General features: G+C 72.7%; 18 protein-coding genes. 10 read left to right on the forward strand and 8 right to left on the reverse strand.

Annotated features, from left to right (window positions below; all coding sequences use genetic code 11):
- Window positions 1-87: 87 nt before the first annotated feature.
- Both ACQPXD_RS36645 and ACQPXD_RS36650 read right to left on the reverse strand, forming a co-directional pair.
- The gene (locus tag ACQPXD_RS36645) at window positions 88-513 is read right to left on the reverse strand and encodes a hypothetical protein (RefSeq protein WP_432826216.1); all 426 of its coding nucleotides are present in this window, start codon (window positions 511-513) and stop codon (window positions 88-90) included.
- A 97-nt stretch (window positions 514-610) separates the two neighbouring features.
- Entirely contained in the window at window positions 611-1,633 is a 1,023-nt protein-coding gene (locus ACQPXD_RS36650; protein ID WP_432826218.1) for an SDR family oxidoreductase, read from the reverse strand.
- A gap of 68 nt (window positions 1,634-1,701) precedes the next feature.
- On the opposite strand from ACQPXD_RS36650, the gene ACQPXD_RS36655 reads away from it, so the two are divergent.
- From ACQPXD_RS36655 to ACQPXD_RS36665, 3 genes are read left to right on the forward strand one after another with little or no spacing between them, the layout of a single operon-like run.
- Window positions 1,702-2,337, forward strand: a complete 636-nt coding sequence (locus tag ACQPXD_RS36655) for a TetR/AcrR family transcriptional regulator (RefSeq protein ID WP_432826220.1) — start codon at window positions 1,702-1,704, stop codon at window positions 2,335-2,337.
- 42 nt (window positions 2,338-2,379) lie between these two features.
- Window positions 2,380-3,405, forward strand: coding sequence for an alpha/beta fold hydrolase (locus ACQPXD_RS36660; RefSeq protein ID WP_432826222.1), 1,026 nt, complete (start codon window positions 2,380-2,382; stop codon window positions 3,403-3,405).
- A gap of 49 nt (window positions 3,406-3,454) precedes the next feature.
- A complete protein-coding gene (locus ACQPXD_RS36665; protein ID WP_432826224.1) occupies window positions 3,455-4,144 on the forward strand; it encodes a methyltransferase family protein in 690 nt (229 codons plus the stop codon).
- Between the two features lie 39 nt (window positions 4,145-4,183).
- On the opposite strand, the gene ACQPXD_RS36670 is transcribed toward ACQPXD_RS36665, so the two are convergent.
- The gene (locus ACQPXD_RS36670; protein WP_432826226.1) at window positions 4,184-4,873 is read right to left on the reverse strand and encodes a GntR family transcriptional regulator; all 690 of its coding nucleotides are present in this window, start codon (window positions 4,871-4,873) and stop codon (window positions 4,184-4,186) included.
- 97 nt (window positions 4,874-4,970) lie between these two features.
- On the opposite strand from ACQPXD_RS36670, the gene ACQPXD_RS36675 reads away from it, so the two are divergent.
- Genes ACQPXD_RS36675 through ACQPXD_RS36695 form a run of 5 tightly spaced genes read left to right on the forward strand, consistent with a single transcriptional unit; the run spans window position 4,971 to window position 10,626 of the window.
- Window positions 4,971-6,245 carry an MFS transporter gene (locus ACQPXD_RS36675; protein WP_432826228.1) on the forward strand — a complete coding sequence of 425 codons (1,275 nt, stop codon included), beginning with the start codon at window positions 4,971-4,973 and terminating at the stop codon, window positions 6,243-6,245.
- A 14-nt stretch (window positions 6,246-6,259) separates the two neighbouring features.
- Window positions 6,260-7,243 carry an NAD(P)-dependent oxidoreductase gene (locus ACQPXD_RS36680; RefSeq protein WP_432826230.1) on the forward strand — a complete coding sequence of 328 codons (984 nt, stop codon included), beginning with the start codon at window positions 6,260-6,262 and terminating at the stop codon, window positions 7,241-7,243.
- A complete protein-coding gene (locus ACQPXD_RS36685) occupies window positions 7,240-8,904 on the forward strand; it encodes an FAD-binding dehydrogenase (RefSeq protein WP_432826232.1) in 1,665 nt (554 codons plus the stop codon). Before ACQPXD_RS36680 ends, ACQPXD_RS36685 begins: the two co-directional genes overlap by 4 nt.
- A gap of 17 nt (window positions 8,905-8,921) precedes the next feature.
- A complete protein-coding gene (locus ACQPXD_RS36690; protein WP_432826234.1) occupies window positions 8,922-10,295 on the forward strand; it encodes an acyclic terpene utilization AtuA family protein in 1,374 nt (457 codons plus the stop codon).
- Window positions 10,285-10,626 carry a DUF4387 domain-containing protein gene (locus tag ACQPXD_RS36695; RefSeq protein WP_432826236.1) on the forward strand — a complete coding sequence of 114 codons (342 nt, stop codon included), beginning with the start codon at window positions 10,285-10,287 and terminating at the stop codon, window positions 10,624-10,626. Before ACQPXD_RS36690 ends, ACQPXD_RS36695 begins: the two co-directional genes overlap by 11 nt.
- A gap of 61 nt (window positions 10,627-10,687) precedes the next feature.
- Here ACQPXD_RS36695 and qcrB read toward each other — a convergent pair whose 3' ends face one another.
- Entirely contained in the window at window positions 10,688-12,289 is a 1,602-nt protein-coding gene (qcrB, locus tag ACQPXD_RS36700; protein WP_432826238.1) for a cytochrome bc1 complex cytochrome b subunit, read from the reverse strand.
- A gap of 102 nt (window positions 12,290-12,391) precedes the next feature.
- On the opposite strand from qcrB, the gene ACQPXD_RS36705 reads away from it, so the two are divergent.
- Window positions 12,392-13,045, forward strand: a complete 654-nt coding sequence (locus ACQPXD_RS36705) for a TetR/AcrR family transcriptional regulator (protein WP_432826240.1) — start codon at window positions 12,392-12,394, stop codon at window positions 13,043-13,045.
- A 23-nt stretch (window positions 13,046-13,068) separates the two neighbouring features.
- On the opposite strand, the gene ACQPXD_RS36710 is transcribed toward ACQPXD_RS36705, so the two are convergent.
- Window positions 13,069-14,913, reverse strand: a complete 1,845-nt coding sequence (locus tag ACQPXD_RS36710) for a hypothetical protein (protein WP_432826242.1) — start codon at window positions 14,911-14,913, stop codon at window positions 13,069-13,071.
- Between the two features lie 125 nt (window positions 14,914-15,038).
- Between ACQPXD_RS36710 and ACQPXD_RS36715 the strand changes: the two genes are divergently transcribed.
- Window positions 15,039-17,342 (forward strand): Hsp70 family protein, encoded by a 2,304-nt coding sequence (locus ACQPXD_RS36715; protein ID WP_432826244.1) that lies wholly within the window; start codon window positions 15,039-15,041, stop codon window positions 17,340-17,342.
- Here the strand turns inward: ACQPXD_RS36715 and ACQPXD_RS36720 are convergent.
- From ACQPXD_RS36720 to ACQPXD_RS36730, 3 genes are all read right to left on the reverse strand, one after another.
- The gene (locus ACQPXD_RS36720) at window positions 17,326-18,576 is read right to left on the reverse strand and encodes an amidohydrolase family protein (protein ID WP_432826246.1); all 1,251 of its coding nucleotides are present in this window, start codon (window positions 18,574-18,576) and stop codon (window positions 17,326-17,328) included. The genes ACQPXD_RS36715 and ACQPXD_RS36720 overlap by 17 nt on opposite strands.
- Entirely contained in the window at window positions 18,577-19,026 is a 450-nt protein-coding gene (locus tag ACQPXD_RS36725; RefSeq protein ID WP_432826248.1) for a nucleoside deaminase, read from the reverse strand.
- 67 nt (window positions 19,027-19,093) lie between these two features.
- Window positions 19,094-19,375 carry a hypothetical protein gene (locus tag ACQPXD_RS36730; RefSeq protein WP_432826250.1) on the reverse strand — a complete coding sequence of 94 codons (282 nt, stop codon included), beginning with the start codon at window positions 19,373-19,375 and terminating at the stop codon, window positions 19,094-19,096.
- Window positions 19,376-19,522: the final 147 nt, after the last annotated feature.

Raw genomic sequence — 19,522 nt, forward strand, 5'->3', positions numbered from 1 at the left:
AATCGTCGCATCCGCAAGGCTTCCTCAAGAATCGGCACGCAAGCCGGCGAACCGCACGCCGGCCTCGGCAACGCTGCTCTTCGCGGGTCAGTTCGGGTCCAGGGGTGCGGTGGGTGCGGGTCGGCGGTGCCGGCGAGCGGTCAGTGCGCGGCGCAGGACGGCCGGCGCGGCGAGTTCGTCGGGGTGGCGGACCATGTGAGTGACCTCGTCGAAGACGCGGCATACCTGCGGGTCGGTCACCGTGGCGTCGATGATCTGCTGGGAGAGCCAGCTGGTGACCCGGTAGCCCCGCGGGCGGGGCGCGGTGACCGACGGCCGGGCCAGGTCACCGCCGGTGGAGATGCCCCAGGCGGCGTCGACGACCACCTGCTGCAGGTCGAAGAACTGGCGGGCCGAGGAGTCGAGATCCTGGCCCGAGTGCAGGAACATCGACAGGCAGGAGGCGTGCAGTGCGGCCGGGGGCGGCTCCGTCGATCCGATCCGTAGGAAAGTTTGGGCCTTCAACGATGCCATGCAAGCCTCCCCGAGCTGACGCCCACCATCAAAAGCGATCAAATTCCCGCACGAGAGGCTCAAGCCGCATAACGGATTCCTCCGTGGTTCAGAGACGTTACCGCGTTCGCCTGGGCCTCGGGGGTACCAGACCGTGCTGGATCATGCTCTCCGCCGTGTCCGTCACGGACTCCTCGACCGGGCGCATCGTCCAGCCCAGCTCCGTTTCCGCCTTGTCCGCGCTGACCAGCATGAGCCGGTCCCAGAAGGTCAGCGCGAGGCGGACGCTCGGGTCGACGCGGCTGATCAGCCACATCAGGGCGTACGGCATCGGGCCGGTCCCGATCCGGTAGCCGCTCGGCCGGTACCGCTCGGCCAGCACCGACGCCATCTCGCGCGCCCACACGTGCCGGCCGCCGGCCACGTAGCGGTTCCCGGCCGCGGCGGGGCTCTCCATCGCCAGGCGGTGCAGGCGGGCCAGGTCGCGGACGTCGACCGTCGCCCAGCCGATCTTCGGCACGACCGGGAGCCCTCCCGCCATCAACCGGCGGATCAGCACCAGTGACGTGCTGCAGTCGGTGTTCTGCAGCGGCCCGAAGATCGTTCCAGGGTTCACCGCGACGAGTTCCAGGCCGCTGTCGCGGGCGAATTCCCACGCGGCCCGCTCGGCCAGGGTCTTGCTCTTCACATACGCGTCGACCGTGCTCACGTCGGTCCAATCCGCCTCGGTGTACGTGCGGCTGTTGTCGTCGTGGCCGAAGGCGATCGCGGCCAGCGAGGACGTGAGCACCACCCGCCGGACGCCGGCGTCGTGGGCGGCGCGCAGCACGCGCAGCGTTCCGTCCACCGCCGGCGTGATCAGCTCGTGCTCGTCCCTGGGCTGCCGGGAGGGGAAGGGCGAGGCCACGTGCCACACGTAGGCGCAACCGGCGACGGCCTCCGCCCAGCCCGCATCCGCCGTCAGGTCGGCCTCGACGAACTCCAGCTCCCCGCCGGTGCGTTCGGCGATCGCGCGCAGGTGCGTGACGTCGGCGGTGCGCAGATTCCGGACCGTGCCGCGCACCTGGTAGCCGTGCGTCAGGAGTTCCTCGACGCAGTGACCGGCCACGAACCCCGTCGCCCCGGTGACCAGGACCTTCATGTCGCCACCTCGATCTCATCGTTGTGAATGTAAGCAGTGTATAGATCGCGGCGCTCTACGCTCAAGGGGTGCCGCCCACCGACAGCCGGTCCACGTACCACCACGGTGCCCTGCGCGAGGAGCTCATCACCGCCTGCCTGGCGCTGATCGAGAGCGAGGGCATCGGCGCGGTCAGCCTCCGGCGGGTCGCCCGGGAGGCCGGGGTCAGCCCGGGCGCGCCGTACCACCACTTCCCCGACCGGGCGTCGCTGCTCAACGCCATCACCGCCCGCGGCTACCAGCTCCTGCTGGCCGAGGTGCGCCGGGCCGTCGACGCGGCCGGTTCACCCGTCCAGGCGCTCGGCGCGCTGATCGAGACGTACGTGCGCTTCGCCCGCGCGAACACCGCCTATGTGCGGCTGATGTACCGGCCCGAGCTGTCCGAGTCGGACAAGGACCCGGCCGCCGAAGCCACGGCCGAGGAGGGCCTCCAGCTCCTCACCGAGACCGTCGTCGCGTGCCAGCGCGCCGGTGCCGCCCCGCCGGGGGACCCCGGGCCGCTGGTGACGATGATCTGGTCGGTCGCGGCCGGCCTGGCCATGCTGTCCGTCGAAGGCCCGCTCGATCACCTGACCGCCGCCCGCGGATCGACCGTTCCCGAGCTGACCGCCCAGGTTTCGGCGCTCGTCCAGACCCTGCTCACCGGCGCGACGCCGCCCAGGTGACGGGCCGCGCACGCTCCGCCGGGGCCGCCTAAACTTTGGCGCGTGGGCCAGCGCGTCGCGACGACCGAATCGGGCGACGGGGCCCGGATCGCCTACGCGGCGGCGGGGTCGGGGCCGCCGCTGGTGTACGTGGCCGGGTGGCTGTCCCACCTGGAGCTGAGCTGGGCGCTGCCGGCCGAGCGGGCCTTCTACCAGGCCCTGGCCCAGGGGCGCACGCTGATCCGGTATGACAAGCCGGGCTGCGGGCTGTCCGAGCGGACGCCGCCGGAGCGGTACTCGATGGCGCAGGAGCTCGACGCGCTCGACGCCGTGGCCGGCGCCGCCGGGGTCGAGCGGTTCGAGCTCATGGGGGCCTCGCTCGGGGCCGCCGTCGCCGCCACCTGGGCCGCGCGGCACCCGCGGCGGGTGGCCCGGCTGGTGCTGTACGGCGGTTGGGTCAACGGCGCCGACGTCGCCGCGCCGGAGATCCGCACGCACGTGCTCGGCCTCGTCCGGCAGCACTGGGGGCTCGCGTCCGGCCTGCTCGCCGACGTCTTCGCGCCCGACGCGGACGCCGGCACCCGGGCGGCGTTCGTGCGCTACCAGCAGGAGTCCGCCGACGCCGAGACCGCGTGCGCGATGCTGCGGGCCGCCTACCGGGTGGACCTGCGCGACGTGCTGCCGCGGATCGCCGCGCCCACCCTCGTCGTGCACCGCGACCGGGACCGGGCGGCGCCGATCGGCGAGGGCCGGCGGCTCGCCGAGGGCATACCGGGAGCGCGGTTCACCTCGGTCGAGGGGCGCTCGCATCTGCCGTACATCGGCGACGCGAACGCGCTGACCGGCGCGATCCGGCGGTTCCTCGGCCTGCCGGGCCGCCACCGCGGTGCCGCGCCCACGCTGACGGCGCGGCAGCGCGAGGTCGCGGCCCTCATCGCCGAGGGGTGCACCAACCGGGAGATCGGCGAGCGGCTCGGCATCACCGAGCGGTCCGCCGAGGCGCACGTGGAGCGGATCCGGTACCGCATGGACTTCCGCTCCCGCGCGCAGATCGCGGCCTGGTACGTGGCGACCGCCGCCCCGAACTGAGGTATTTTCCCGCCTGCCCCGGGCCGCCGGCCGCGCCGACGATGAGCGGATGCGTTCCCCTCTCTACGCCGTCGTCGCCTACGCGGCCTTCCTGCTCGCCGCCGCCTGGGCCGTCCGCTTCCTGGCCGCCACCGTCGACGGGCCGGCCAGGCACACCGCCCCCGTGGCGCTCGCGGTCGACGCCACGCTGCTGCTGGCCTTCGCCGCGCACCACTCGATCGCCGCCCGCGACCGGTTCAAGCGCCACCTCCCCGAGGCGATCGAGCGCAGCACCTACGTGCTCGTCGCGAGCCTGCTGCTGTTCGCCGTGTTCGGCTGGTGGGAGCCGGTGCCGGCGACGATCTGGCGGGTCGCGGCGCCGTGGTCGGCGGCGTTCTGGGTGGTGTACGTGACCGGCTGGCTCATCGTCGTCGCCTCGACGTTCATGGTCGACCACGCCGAGTTCTTCGGCCTGACCCGGCCGAAGGACCACGGGATCTCCCGGCGGTGGATGTACGCCTGGTGCCGCCACCCGATGATGCTGGGCCTGCTCGTCACGTTCTGGGTCACGCCGCACATGACCGCCGGGCACCTGTTCTTCGCCGTGGCGTCGTCGGCGTACATCGCGATCGGCATCCGCTTCGAGGAGCGCGCGCTGCGGGCCCGGTTCGGCGTCGCCTACGCGAACTACGCCAGGCAGGTGCCGGCCCTCATCCCACGGCCGCGCCGCCGGGAGCCGGCGTCCGCGAATCGGGCGTGAGTACGCGGCGATCGGCGTTTCCGGCCGGACGATGCGGGGTCACCGCGCCGCCCGCAGCGCCGCGAGGCCGCCCTGCGAGTCCTCGAGGGCGATGCGCTCGGCGGTGGCCGAGTCGCCGGCGCGCAGCGCCCGGACCAGGGCGCGATGGCTGGTGTACCGCTCCAGACCGAACGTGTCGTCCTCGGCCACCCGCCGCAGCATCAGCTCCCGCCGCTGCGGGCGGGAGAACACCCGGCTCTGCTCCAGGATCCGCACGAGGACGGGGTTGTGGGCGCACGCGTCCACGGTGTCGTTGAACTCCTGCATGGCGTCGAACAGCGCGGTGAGGTGCCGGTCCACCGGCTGCTCCTGGCGGCGGCGCTCCTTGAGGAGGATCAGCAGGTCGTCCGCCCGGTCGAGGATCGCGTCCAGCGCGTCGAGCTGATCGGCGGTGGCGTGCCGGGCGGCGAACCGGGCGACGAGGCCGCGCAGGCCGACCTCCACCTCCGCGAGATCGTCGATGGCGGCGTCGCGGATCGTGGCGACCAGCACCGTCCGCGGCCCGATCCGCTCGATGAGCCCGTCGAGCTCCAGCCGGCGCAGCGCCTCGCGGACCGGCGTCGGGCTGATCGCGAGCCGCTCGGCCATGCCGCGCTCGGTCACCTTCTCCCCCGGCGCCAGTTCGCCGGTCGCGATGGCGGTGCGGACATGACGGTACGCCTGGTCGGCGAGCGTCTCGGTGGCGTTCATGCCCGAACTCTAGCGCATGCCATGACTAACTTCGTTGCAACTGTTGACGCGTTTGCTATAGCAAATTAACGTGACGCCGGACACATGGAGGCAACACATGGCCGATGTACAAGTCCGGGAGACCGCGACGTCCTATCGCAAGATCACGTTCTTCATTGCTCTCGCGCTCTTCGCGCAGGAGTCGACCTGGAACTTCTACGACAACCAGGTGCCCGTCCTGCTCCGCCAGCACGTCACGAGCGCGGCGCTCGTCGGCGCCCTCATGGGGATGGACAACCTGCTCGGCATCTTCGTCCAACCCTGGATCGGCAACCGGTCGGACAACACCCGCACCCGGTGGGGGCGGCGCATGCCGTACCTCGCGGTGGGCATGCCGCTGGCCGCGCTGCTGTTCCTGCTGCTCCCGTGGACCACGTCGCTGGCCGCGCTGGTCGCCGTGATGTTCCTGTACGCGCTGGTCGCCAACACCGTCCGGCCGCTGGCCGAGTCGATGGTGCCGGACTTCATCCCGCCGCGGCGGCGCAGCCGGGCCAACGCCGTCGTGAAGATCGCGACCTCGCTGACCATCATCGTGGCGTCGTTGATCAGCCTGCTCGTCGTGGACCAGCATCCGCGGGGCGCCTTCCTCATCCCCTCGGCGATTCTGCTGGTCGTCACGGCGGTGCTGATCGTCAGGCTGCGCGACAACCAGTCGGCGGCGTACCAGGCGGCGCTGGAGGAGGACGCGACCGTGGGCCACAGCGAGTCCCGGGTGCCGTTCCGGCGGGTCGTCGCGGATCTGGTCACCGACCACGATCGGCGGCGGATTCTCCTGCTGCTGATGGTCCTGCTCTTCGGCGGGGCGTGGTTCGCCTCCCGCTCCCTGATCACGCCGTACGGCATGGAGGTCCTGGGTCTCACCCGCGGCGAGGCGGGCGGGCTCACGTTGCCCAGCGGCGTCGCGTACCTGCTCGCCGCCTATCCGGCCGCGCTGTGCGCCGAGCGCTTCGGGCGCCTGCGGACCATCGCCGCGGGCATGGCGATCTTCGCCGTCGCGCTGGCCGCCGGCACGATGGTCCAAACCGCCACCGGGACCGTCGTGGTGTTCTGCATCGCCGCCGCCGGCGCCGCCGGGTTCTCGATCAACGCGGCGGTCGCGCTGTGGAACCTGGCGCCGTCGAGCCGGGTGCTCGGCGCCTACACCGGCCTGTACGCGGTCACCTGGTACCTGGGCGGCTTCGGCGGGCCCGCGCTCATCGGCGCCGTGGTCGACCTCACCGGCTGGACCGGGATGCTGCTCGACATCGCGATCCTCGCCGGGCTCGCCGTCCTGGTCGTCGCGCGGCTGGGCTACCTGCAACGCCGTCACCGGTCAGCACCGATCACCTCCTGAGCCGAAAGAGAGCGATGCCGACCATCCTCATCACCACCGACTACCTGACCCCCGGCGACGAGGTCGACAAGTACCTCACCGGCCTGGGCTTCACCACCCGGCACGACCCGATGCGCGGCCCGCGCCGGCCGGAGCGGCTGATCGCCGCCCTGGCCGGCGTGGAGGGGGCGCTGATCGCCAACGAGCCGATGTCGGAGCACGTGCTGCGGCAGGCGCCGAGCCTGCGCGCCGTCGTGCGCACCGGCGTCGGCTACGACTCCGTCGACGTGCCGGCCGCCACCCGGCTCGGCATCAGCGTGAGCAATCTGCCCGGGGTCAACGGCAACGCCGTGGCCGAGTACACCATCGGGCTGCTGCTCGCCCTGGCCCGGCGGCTGGTGCCGATGGCCACCGGGGTCGCCGCCGGCCGCTGGCCCCGCCAGGACGGTCACGAGCTGCGCGGCAAGACGCTCGGCCTGATCGGCTGGGGCGCGGCGGCCCGCCGGGTGGCGCCGCTGGCCCGAGCCTTCGGCATGACGGTGCTGTGCACCAGCGGCGTGCCGGAGGCGCTGCGCGCCGCAGCGCCGGCCCGGTTCGTCGCGCTCGACGAGCTGCTGCGCGAGGCCGATTTCGTGTCCGTGCACACCGCGCTGACCGATCGCACGCGCCACCTCATCGACGCCGCGGCGCTGGCCCGGATGAAGCCGGGCGCGTATCTCGTGAACACCGCACGGGGGCCGATCGTCGACGAGGCCGCCCTTGCCGAGGCTGTCCGCGCCGGCCGCATCGCCGGCGCGGCGCTCGACGTCGTGGACGTCGAGCCGCTCCCGCCGGACAGCGTCCTGCGCGGCGTCGACGGCATCACCGTCTACTCGCACATGGCCGGGCAGACCGCCGAGGCCCGCCGCGACGCCGGGCTGGACGGCGCCAAGGAGCTCGTCGCCGCCCTCGGCGGGCACCCGGCGTCGTCAGTCAACGCCCACCTGATCGCCCAGCCACGTGAGGAGCACCGCGCATGACCACGCAGACCGCGGACGCGGACGTCATCGTCGTCGGCGCCGGCCTCGCCGGGCTGGTGGCCACCGCCGAGCTCGTCGCCGCCGGCCGGACCGTCATCGTGCTCGACCAGGAGCCCGAGCAGAGCCTCGGCGGGCAGGCCTTCTGGTCGTTCGGCGGGTTGTTCCTGGTCGACTCGCCGGAGCAGCGCCGCATGGGCATCCGCGACTCGCGCGAGCTGGCCTGGCAGGACTGGCTGGGCAGCGCCGGATTCGACCGGCCCGAGGACGCATGGCCGCGGCGCTGGGCCGAGGCGTACGTCGACTTCGCCGCCGGCGAGAAACGTGCGTGGCTGCGCGAGCGCGGCATCAAGCTGTTCCCGATCGTCGGCTGGGCCGAGCGGGGCGGTTACGACGCCACCGGGCACGGCAACTCGGTGCCCCGTTTCCACATCACCTGGGGTACTGGACCGGGCCTGCTCGAACCGTTCGTCGCGATCGTCCGGCAGGCCGCCGAGCGGGGGACGGTCCGCCTGCTGTTCCGGCACCGGGTCGACGCGCTGACCGTCAGCGGCGGCGCCGTGGCGGGTGTGAGCGGCCGCCTCCTGGAGCCCAGCGACGCCGTCCGCGGCGCGGCCAGTTCCCGCGCCGAGACCGGCGACTTCGCCTACACCGCCCAGGCCGTCGTGGTCGCCTCCGGCGGCATCGGCGCCGACCTGGACCTGGTCCGCCGCAACTGGCCCGAACGGCTCGGCGCCGCACCGGCGCACATGATCAGCGGCGTTCCGGCCCATGTGGACGGACGCATGCTCGGTATCACCGTGGCGGCCGGGGGTACCGTCATCAATCCCGACCGGATGTGGCACTACGTCGAGGGGGTCGAGAACTGGGACCCGATCTGGCCGGCCCACGGCATCCGCATCCTGCCCGGGCCGTCCTCGATGTGGCTCGACGCGCGGGGACGCCGGCTGCCGGTGCCGCTGTACCCGGGATTCGACACCCTCGGCACGCTCGCCCATCTGCGCACCACCGGCCACGACCACAGCTGGTTCGTCCTCACCCAGAAGATCATCGAGAAGGAGTTCGCGCTGTCCGGATCGGAGCAGAACCCGGATCTGACCGGCCGCAGCGTCCGCCAGGTGCTGGGTCGCATCCGCCCGGGCGCGCCGGCGCCCGTGGAAGCGTTCAAGCGCCGGGGCGCCGACTTCGTGGTGGCTCGCGACCTGGACGAGCTGGTGAAGGGCATGAACGCGCTGACGCCCGAGCCGCTGCTGGACCCGCTCGACATCCGGCGGACGATCGAGGCGCGCGACCGGCAACTGGACAACGGCTTCACGAAGGACATGCAGATCGCGGCGATCCGCAACTTCCGGCGGTACCGGGGCGACCGGCTGATGCGCACCGCGCCGCCCCACCGGCTGCTCGACCCCGCCGCCGGGCCGCTCATCGCGGTGCGGCTGCACGTGCTCACCCGCAAGACCCTCGGCGGCCTGCACACCGATCTCGACGGCCGGGTGCTGGACGGCGCCGGGCAGCCGGTGCCCGGGCTCTACGCCGCCGGCGAGGCCACCGGATTCGGCGGCGGCGGCATGCACGGCTACCGCGCGCTGGAGGGCACCTTCCTGGGCGGCTGCCTGTTCTCCGGCCGGCAGGCCGGCCGGGCGCTCGCGGCGGCCCTCGCATGACCGAGATGAGGAAACCCATGACTGCATCCGTACGCATCCTCGTGCCGACCGGCATGCTCGGCGGGGGATTCCCGCCCGAGACCGTGTCCCGCGGCATCGACCTCGGCGCCGACGTCATCGCCGTGGACGGCGGCTCCACCGACTCCGGCCCGTACTACCTCGGCTCCGGCACCGCCAAGACGGCCGCCGCGGCCGTGGCCCGGGACCTGCGCGTGCTGCTGCGGGCGGCGGCCACCGCCGGCATTCCCCTGATCGTCGGCTCGTGCGGCACCAGCGGCACCGACTCCGGCGTCGACTGGGTCGCCGGCATCGCCCGCGAGATCCTGGCCGAGGAGGGACTGGCCCTGCGGGTCGCCACCATCTACAGCGAGCAGCAGGCCGCCGACCTCAAGGAGCAGCTCGGCCGGGGCCGGGTGCACCCGCTGCCGCCGGCCGGTGAGCTCGACTCGGCCACGCTGGAGAGCTGCCGGCACATCGTCGCGATGATGGGCCATGAGCCGATCGCCGAGGCGCTGGCCGCCGGTGCCGACGTGGTGCTGGCCGGACGCGCCACCGACACCGCGCTCGCCGCCGCCTACCCGCTCATGCGGGGCATGCCGGCCGGCCCCACCTGGCACGCCGCCAAGATCGTCGAGTGCGGCGGGCAGTGCACCACCAACCCGCGCGCCGGCGGGGTGCTGGCCACGATCGACGCCACCGGCTTCACCATCGAGCCGCTCGACCCCGCCGTCGCCTGCACACCGACCTCGGTCGCGGCGCACATGCTGTACGAGACGGTCAACCCGTTCTCCATGCGGGAGCCGGCGGGCACCATCGTGGTCGCCGACGCCACGTACACGGCCCTGGACGATCGGCGCGTCCGCGTGGAGGGTTCCCGCTTCGAACCCGCCGAGCAGTACACCGTCAAGCTCGAGGGCGCCCGGATCACCGGCTACGAGACGATGTCCTTCACCGCGATCCGCGACCCGCGCATCCTCGGCCAGATCACCACCTGGGCCGCGCTCCTGCGCCGGATGATCATCGAGTGGGTCGGCCAGACCCTCGCGCTGGGCACCGACGAGTACGCCTTCGACATCCGCCTCTACGGTCACGACGCGATCCTGGGCGACCTCGACCCGGACACCCGCCCGCCCCGCGAGGTCGGCGTGATGCTCCTGGTCAACGCGGCCGACCAGGCGACGGCCACGGCCATCGCGAAGCTCGTCAACCCGCTCATGCTGCACCTGCCCACCCCGGACATGGACTACCTGCCCAGCCTGGCGTTCCCCACCTCACCCGCCGAGACCGAGCGCGGCGCGGCCTACGAGTTCGTCCTCAACCACGTCGTCGACGTGGACTCCCCCACCGGCCCGTTCCGCATCCACCTCCTGGAGGACGGCGATGTCCGATAACGACCGCCCCCGCACCGTCGGCGATCTCGCGCTCGAGGTCCGGTCCAAGAACGCCGGCCCGTTCTGGGTCACCATGGAGGTGTTCCTGCGCGACGCCGCCGGCTACACCGTGGTCGCCGATCCCGGCTTCCTCGGCGCCGCGCTGATCGCCGACCTCTACCGCGTGCCGGCGGACACCATCCAGATCTTCCGGATCCCCCAGCTCAACGTCGTCAAGATCTCGTTCCCGCGCCCGGTCGTGCAGGGCAGCCTGCACGACCGCGACATGCACGCCGGCCAGCACCATGTACCCCTGGCGCTGCTGGCGCTGCCGGCCCCCGCACGCGGCTGAGTCGCCGGCCAGCGGGCGGGCGGCCTCGGCCGGGGCCGTGGCGCGTCCCGGATCCCGAGCGTCAGCGGTTCCCGGTGATCTCCCTGCGCTCCTCCGCTTCCTCCTCGGGCGGGATCTCCCGCTCGGCGGGTCTCTCGATCGGGAAGAAGAAGCCCTTGACCGTCGGGGCCAGGGCGCCGATGCGGTTCATCTTCTTCGGTACGACCCAGCCGGCGTACTCCAGTTCCTCGGCGCCGCGGCCGTCGCCGGTCGTGAGCGGCTGGTGGACCTCGACGAAGCGCCCGTCGGGCAGGCGGCGGATGATGCCTGTCTCGACGCCGTGGGCCAGGACCTCGCGGTCGTGCTGCTGCAGGCCCAGGGCGAGGTGGTACGCGACGTAGTAGGCCAGCGGCGGCAGGATCAGGACGCCGACGCGACCCGCCCAGGTCATCGCGTTGAGGCTGACGTGGAGCTTGTCGGCCAGCAGGTCGTTGCCGCCGGAGAGCAGCAGTACCACGTAGAACGTGACCGCCATGGCGCCCAGGCCGGTGCGCGACGGGTTGTCGCGCGGGCGCTGCAGCAGGTTGTGGATCGCCTCGTCCTCGGAGAACCTGGCCTCGATGCGCGGATACCCCATCGACAGCCCGGCCAGCAGGCCGGGCAGCACCACCGTGGGCCAGAAGATGGCCGGGAGCGTGTAGCGGTTGCCGAGCAGACCGAACCTGATCTCCCAGGCCGGGAAGATGCGGGCCGAGCCGTCGAGGAACATGACGTACCAGTCGGGCTGGCTCGCCGACGACACGACCGCCGCCCGGTACGGCCCGAACAGCCAGATCGGGTTGATCTGGAAGAAGCCGGCCAATAGCGCGAGCATGGCGAACACGAACATGAAGAAGCCGCCGGACTTGGCCGCGAAGCCGGGGAACATGCGCACGCCGACCACGTTCTCGTTGGTCCGGCCCGGGCCGGGCCACTGCGTGTGCTTCTGCTTGACCAGCAGGCCCAGGTGGACCGTGATCAGTGCGAGCAGGGCGCCCGGCACGATGAGCACGTGCACGATGTACAGCCGGTCGAGAATGACCTCACCCGGGAACTCGCCGCCGAAGAGCGAGGTGGTGACCCAGGTGCCGACGATCGGGATGGACAGCATGATGGCGCTGGCGATGCGCAGGCCGGTGCCGGACAGCGCGTCGTCGGGCAGCGAGTAGCCGGTGAAGCCCTCCAGGAAGGCCAGCCAGAACAGCAGCATGCCGACGGTCCAGTTGGCCTCGCGCGGCTTGCGGAACGCGCCGGTGAAGAAGATCCGGAGCATGTGCACCACGATCGCGGCCACGAACAGGTTGGCCGCCCAGTGGTGCATCTGGCGCATGAACAGGCCGCCGCGCACGTCGAAGGAGATGGTGAGGGCCGAGTTGTACGCCTGGGACACCGTGGCCCCGCGCAGCGGCGTGTAGCTGCCCTCGTAGGTCGTCTCCCGCATGGACGGGTCGAAGAACAGCGCGATGAACGTGCCGCTGAGCAGCAGCACGACGAACGAGTACAGGGCGATCTCACCCAGCAGGAACGACCAGTGGTCGGGGAAGACCTTGTTCAGCAGGCGCCGCAGCGGGGTGGCCGCCTGAAACCGCTCGTCGAGCCCGGCGGCGGACCGGCCCGGGAGCGTTCGGAGACTGCGCCGCTTCACCGGCGCTCCCTGCCCGTTGCCGGTACGCCAAACGACCGCCCGTGGCGATCATGCGGGTGATTGATAATGGGACGCAGTTGTCGGCGGTAACCGGAGGTGTGCGTGTCCCCGCGGTCGCAACGGCTCAACCAGCAGCTTCGGGAGCAGTCCCGGGAGCGGATCCTGGCGGCCGCATTGGAGGTCTTCGCCGACGAGGGATACGAGGGTGCCACGATCTCGCAGATCACCGACCGGGCGCAGGTGTCGCGCGGCCTCATCTCGTACTACTTCCCGAGCAAGCGGGACCTGCTCGCCACCGTCCTCGACCGGTGGCTGACCGGGGTGTTCTCGCTGCTCGACGGGGCCGGACCGGACGTGCCGGCGGACGAGCGGCTGCGTTCGCTCATCGACCTGGTGCTCTCCGGCGCCAGCCGGCGGCCCGGCGAGCAGCGGCTGATGCTGTGCCTGATGCTCCAGCCCGGCACGCACGAGGTCTACGCCAGGGTGGAGGGCGCGCGGGAGCCCGACGCCCGGGTCTTCGAGGACAAGCTGCGGGCGCTGTTCGCCGAGCGGGGCGCGGCCGAGCCGGCCGTCGAGGAGGTCCTCCTGCGCAGCGTCCTGGAGGGCGTGCTGTTCAAGCTGATCGTGTACCCGGAAACCTATCCGCTGGCCGCCGTCCGGGCCCGGCTCTACCAGCTGTACGGCCTGGGCGAGCCCGCGCCGCTGGATCTGCCGGGGCCTCCCGTGGGCGCGGCGGTGCGGCTGCGCATGGGGTAGGCCGCACCGCCGCGCCGGGCGGCTCAGGCCAGGTTCTCCAGCGCCAGCATCGGGTTGCAGATCACCACGACGTTGTCGCAGCCGATGAAGATGCCGCCGCCTCCGCCGCTCGCGCCGGACGGGTAGTCGGGCAGGTCGTAGTACCACAGGATCTCGGCGGGGCTGTATCCGTAGGGGTTGTCGAAGCTGCCGTACACCTCGACCCCGATGGCACCCTGCACCCACGTGGGGATGAGCGTCGAGCCGGACGGGATGTCGCTGTAGCTCTCGATCAGCGACACCTTGCGCTGCCCGGTGACCGGGTCGTACTCGAAGTGCAGCACGTTGCCCCGGGCGTCGACGTAGTAGAAGTGCTGCCCCGAACCGCTGGTGCTGGGCGGGTTGTTGCCGCCCGGGGTGCTCGCGTCGGCCGTGCCGGTCGAGCCGGGCTCGGTGCTGCCGGTCGGGGACGCGCCGGCGATCCACGAGTCCAGCCAGAGGTCCTGGATGGTGCTGCCCGGGACGGGGTAGTCGCCGCGCGGCGCCGGCCCGCCGGCCCCGCCGCCACCGCCCGTGCCGCTCCAGTCCATCGGTTCGCACCGGCTGGAGAACCGGTTGACCGCGCAGAACGCCTTCATGTCCGCGGCGTAGAAGTCGCGCATGTTGGCGAACGTGGGCTCGGTCACCGGCGGCTGGGGCTGGACCACGACCTGGTTGAATGTCGGTGCCTTGGCCCATAGCCCCGGGCACTTGGCCTGCAACCAGCGGGCCAGGGCCTGCCCGAGCGCGACGGTGCCGGCCCGGTTGGGGTGGAAGCTCTCCTGGAACGCGTGCAGCTTGTTGAGTCTCATCAGCTCGGTGAGGTTCACCGTCCACGGGTTGATGTACGAGTTGGGCTGGCCCACCTCGTGCCCGGCCATCACGCTGGCGCCGCCCGGCCCCGCGGTGTTCGGGTCGAAGACCTCGACGGCCGGCTGGTTCGGGTGATCGGCGTTGTACTGGTTGACCGCCGCGCGGATCGTGGTGTTGAGCGCCACCGCGAACGGGTAGATGGCATCGAGCGTCTGGCCCCACATCATCGGCACGAACGCGTTGCCGCTCGGCTTCAGCGCCACCGGGTAGAGCTCGGCGACGATCAGCGCGCCCGGCGCGCGGTCGTGCGTCGCGGCCAGCCCGGCGTACAGCTGCTCCTGGACCTTGTCGAGCCGGCCCGTCTCCCGGGCGACCGCCTGCTGCACGAGCATCTGCTGCGGGGTGCGCCAGGACGCGGGCGGGGTGAGCAGGCCCTGCAGGAAGAGCTCGCTGTCCGCGGCGATGTACGCGGCCAGCGCGGTGCTGAGGATGTCGCCGTAGTGCGCGTCGTTGCCGCCCATGCCGAAGAGGACGACGTTGGCGTTCGCCGGCACGTTGGCCAGCTGCGGCGAGCTACGGTTCTGTTTGGTGTCAGGGTCGACCTGGTCGATCTTGAGGTGCTTCGTCTCGGCGCCGGAGGAGGCTGCCAGCGCGAACTTGTCGATGCCCCAGCCGGGCTCGATCTCCCCGTCGAGCACCTGCAATGACGGCACGAGCGGCTTGTTCGTGGTCTCCAGATACAGGAAGGCCAGGTGGTCCGGCGCGTACGGCGAGACGTGCCGCCAGAGCTGCGAGGCCACGGTGCTGGGCTGGTAGCCGCCGGTGCCCTCGCCGGAACTGAAGCTGTCGCCGACGCCGGCGACGATCCGCGGCACCGAGGCGGCCACCGGCGCCGACCCGGCGCCGCCGCACCCCGGCACGACGGGCCGTCCGGCAAAGGCCGGCGCCCCGGTCACCATGACGAGCCCGCCGCTGACCAGCGCCGCGACGAGCCCGCCTCCTACCCACCGCCGCCACCCGGACGACGGCGAAAACATGAGCCCGATTCTCATACGCATAGAGATACGGCGTTGACTGGATGTCCGGCCAGTCTACAATGATAACGATACAGTTAAGATCATCGTTGGATGCGCGGCCGGGGTGCCGGGATACAGTGATGGACGTGGCTGCCGAAGGCTTCCGGCTCGGGTGCGACTTCGGCACCTCGCACACCGTGGCGGTGCTCGCCTGGCCCGACGGGCGCACGCGGCCGCTGCTGTTCGACGGCTCGCCGCTGCTGCCGTCGACGGTCTGCTGGGATCCCGCCCTCGGCCTGCTGGCCGGGGTCGACGCCGCGGTCGTGGCGCGGGCCCGGCCCGAGAGCGTCGAGCCCAGCCCCAAGCGCTGCATCGACGACGGTACCGTGCTGCTCGGCGCGCAGGAGGTGGCCGTCGAGGAGATGGTCGGTGCCGTGCTGCGGCGCGCCTTCGATGAGGCCGCGCGGGTCGCCGGCGGAGCGGTCCCGTCGATCGTGCTGACCCATCCGGCGGGCTGGGGGCCGGCCCGGCGGGAGACGCTGCGCGCGGCCGCCGCGCTGGCCGGCGCACCGCGGGTCGGCCTGGTCACCGAGCCGACCGCCGCCGCGGCCTACTTCCTCGGTACCGCCGCCGCCGACGTCCCGGTCAACTCCTGCGCCGTCGTGTACGACCTCGGCGCCGGCACCTTCGACGCGTCGGTCGTGCGCCGGCGGCGGGACCGGTTCGAGGTGCTCGCCACCGTGGGGCTCACCGACGTCGGCGGCCTCGACATCGACGCGCTCATCGTGGAGTACCTGGGCGGCGTGTACGGCACCCGCGACCCGCAGCGCTGGCGGGAGCTGGCGGAGCCGGACAGCACCGCCGGGTGGCGGGCCCGGCGCCAGCTCTGGGCGGACGTCCGGGCCGGCAAGGAGAGCCTGTCGCGGATCGGTGCGACGCTGGTGCCGATCCCGGGCTACGACGACGAGGCGCCGCTCGGCCGCGACCAGGTCGAGGCGCTGGCCCGGCCGCTGCTGGACCGGACGGTGGCCGCGACCCGGGAGGCGCTGCGGGAGGCGCGGATCGACCGGTCCGCGGTGTCGGCCGTGTTCCTGGTCGGTGGCTCCAGCCGGATCCCGCTCGTCGCGACGCTGCTGCACCGGGCGCTGGGCATCGCACCGACCGTCCTCGAGCAGCCCGAGCTGGTGGTGGCCGAGGGGGCGCTGCACGCCGACGCGGACTGGCAGACCTACGCACCGCCCGCCCCGCCCGCACCGCCACCGGTCGAGGAGGTGGCCGAGCCCGAGCCCGAGCCCGAGCCGGTGGCGGTGGCGGAGGCGGAGGCGGAGGCGGAGGCGGAGGTACCGGACGGGCCGCCGCCGAGGCGCCGGGTCCGCCGCCCCGCGGTCGCCGGAGCGGTGCTCGCGCTGCTGCTGGTGGCCGGGCTGGTGTTCGTGTTCGCGCCGCGGGGCACCGGCGGCGGGCCGTCCCGGCCGGGCGCCGGCGCCAGCGCGAGCCAGAGTCCGAGTCCGAGCCCCAGCGTGGGGCCGTCGGGCGTCCAGCCGGTGGCGCTGCTGCGGGCGCAGGGCCAGAAAGCGCTCTCGCTCGCGTACAACGGCGACGGTTCCCTGCTCGCCGCCGGCGGCGAGGACGGCGTGATCAGGCTGTGGAACCCGAAGGACCGGACCGCGGCCGGTGAGCTGGACACAGGTACCGGAAAGGGCATCTACAAGGTGGTGTTCAGCCGGGACGGCTCGGTGCTGGCCGGCTACGTCGGCAGCGAGTCGCAGATCCGGCTGTGGAGCGTCGCGACGCGGCAGCCGCTCGGCACCCTGGCGGTCGCCGACGACCAGTACGGCATCAACGGCGTCAGCGACGTCGCGATGGGCGCCGGCAGCATGCTCGCGGCGGTCGGCGGGGACGACAGCGTGCAGCTGTGGGACTTCAACACCCGCAAGAAGAACGGCGCCGTGCTCAACCGCTACCCCGTCTACGCCAGCGAGCTGGCGTTCAACGCGGCCGGCACGCTGCTGGCCACCTGCGCCGACGGCGCGCCCGACGACCCGGTCTACCTGTGGGACGTCGCGTCGCGCCGCCGGGTGGGCCAGCTCAAGCAGCCGCTCGACCACTACTGCGACCTGACCGCCAGCCCGGCCAACGACGTGCTCGCGGTGACCAGCGACGGCACCTATCTGTGGGACTTCGCCGGCGACAAGCTGCTCGGCGGCCGGCGGCTGGACACCGACGGCGCGGTGGCGTTCAGCGCCGACGGCGGGCGGCTGGTGTCCGGCGGCAAGGGCATCAAGATCTTCGACGTGGCGAGCGGTCAGCAGCTCGTACCCCCGAAGAACAGCGGCGACACGGTCTACGTCCACGCCGTGTTCAGCCCCGACGGCGCGACGGTCGCGACCGGCGGCGCTGGCGGCGTCCAGCTCTGGGACGTCGCCGCGCTGCTCAACCCGGTCGCGTGAGCCGCACCGTCTCGCCCCGGACCATGACGAAGCGGACGTCCCGCGCCCTGCAGACGTCGGCCGGCAGGTCCCCGCCGACGGCGATGAGGTCGGCGGCGTAGCCCGGCGCGATGCGACCCGTGGTGGCGCCGAGGCCGCACAGCTCGGCGGCGCGCGTGGTCGCGGCGCGCACGACGTCCGGGACGGGCCAGCCCGTCTCGGCGGCGAGCTCGAGTCCCAGGTGGAACCGGCCGAACCGGGTGTCCGAGGGCCCCGCGTCGGTGCTGATGACGATCCGCTCGGCGAGGCCGTCGTCGAGCAGCCGGCGCAGCACGCCGAGCTTGTCGGCGAAGTACCGCTCCAGGCGGGCGACGGCGCGCTCGTCGGGATCGGGCCGGGTGCGCAGGTCGAGCAGCGTGTCGTAGCCGCCGGCCTGCATGGTCATGCTGAGGTACGTCCCGGCGTCGCGGATCATCCGTACCGTCTCGGCGTCGTACTCGACGACCGGGTCACCGCCGGCGACCGGGCGCAGGAAGTCGAGATGTTCGAGGCAGTCGACGCCGGCCGCGACCGCCCGCCGCGCCGACTCGGCCGCCCGGCAGTGCGCCGTCGTGGCCAGGCCGCGGGCGCGGGCCGTCTCGACCGCGGCGCGCAGGTGCTCCCCGGCGTAGGTGCACTCCTCGGGGCGGCTGCCGGCGGTACCGCCGCCCGAAGCGATGATCTTGATATGGTCGACGCCCTCGTCGGCCAGCCGGTGCACGGCGTCGCGGATCTCGGCCGGGGTGCCCGCGGCGCCGCCGCAGAAGTGGAAGTGGCCGCCGGGCGGGGTGAGCGGACGGCCGGCCACCAGGAGCCGCGGGGCGGCCGGATCCGGCGCCAGCAGCTCCCGCAGCCGCACGCCGACCTGGCCGCGCGCGCCGTTGTCACGGATGGTGGTCACGCCCGAGCGCAGGTGGAGCTCGGCGTTCGCGCGGGCGTAGCACAGCAGGTCCTCGTCGGTGAGCCGGTGCACGCGCTCGTAGCTCTGCCCGTCCGCCGGCAGCGAGAGGTGGGCGTGGGCGTCGACGAAGCCGGGCAGCAGGGTCACGTCGCCGAGGTCGAGCGCGGCGGTGGAGCCGGCCGCGGCGCCGTCGCGCACCGCCTCGATCACGCCGCCCCGCACCACGACCACGGCGTCGCGCCGGACGGGGTCGCCGCCGTCGCCGGTGACGACGCGGGCGGCCCGCACCGCCAGGGCGCCGGCGGCGGGCGGCACTCAGCCCGCCGCGGCGTAGAAGAGCGCGATCGGCTCGGCGAGCACACCCTCGGTGATCGCGATGTCGCCGCCGCGGCCCATCAGGCCCAGCAGCGCCTCGACGGTGTAGTCCCCGAGCGGGGCCTCCCCGACGGTGCGGCGGGCGCCGATGACGAGCGTCCCCACGCCGGCCTCGGCGATCGCGCCCAGGCACATCGGGCACGGCTCGAAGGTGGTCAGCAGCAGGGAGCCGCGCAGGCTGCCGATGCCCCACGCCGCCGCCGCGGTGCGGACGGCCATCACCTCGCTGTGCGCGGTGGGGTCGCTCGCCGAGTTGACCCGGTTGCGCTCGGCGACGGTGCCCGAGGCCGTGACCACCACCGAGCCGTAGGGGTGGTCACCGGCGGCGAGCGCCTCGCGAGCCATGTCGAGCGCCTGGCTCATGAGTTGGCCTTGGTCGACTGCCAGCACGGCGTACCTCCACGTTCTCCGACACTTTGAATACCGAATACTAAATGCGATTTGTTTCGACCATGCTTCAGCCGCGCCGCAGCCGGGCGCTCGCCAGGAGCGCGGCGGCGCGCGCCACGGCCTCCTCGCGGGTCGCCGCGTCCACGTCGTGGTGTTCGAAGAGCATGGCGAGGGCCGGAACCTCGTGCCGCCCGATCGCCAGCTCGCCGTCCGCGACCTCGATGAACAGCACGTCGGCGGGGTGCATCCGGTGGTGCAGTGCGCGAACCTCGCCGGCCAGCAGCCGCAGCGCCGCGGCCGGCTCGCGCTCCAGGAGCTCGCCGGGGACGGAGGTGATCAGTGCGTCCATGGCGCCGATCGTGACACAGGCGGGCGGCGAAACGCGACTGGAACATACGGAAACCGCTCGGTCATTTGTGTTCTGTATACAAGCTACAGCGGACGACCACAGGAGGCGTGACGGTCATGCGGATCGGGATCGACGGCAGGAAGATTC

This window comes from Dactylosporangium sp. CA-092794 (assembly GCF_050948465.1).
Classification (GTDB): domain Bacteria; phylum Actinomycetota; class Actinomycetes; order Mycobacteriales; family Micromonosporaceae; genus Dactylosporangium.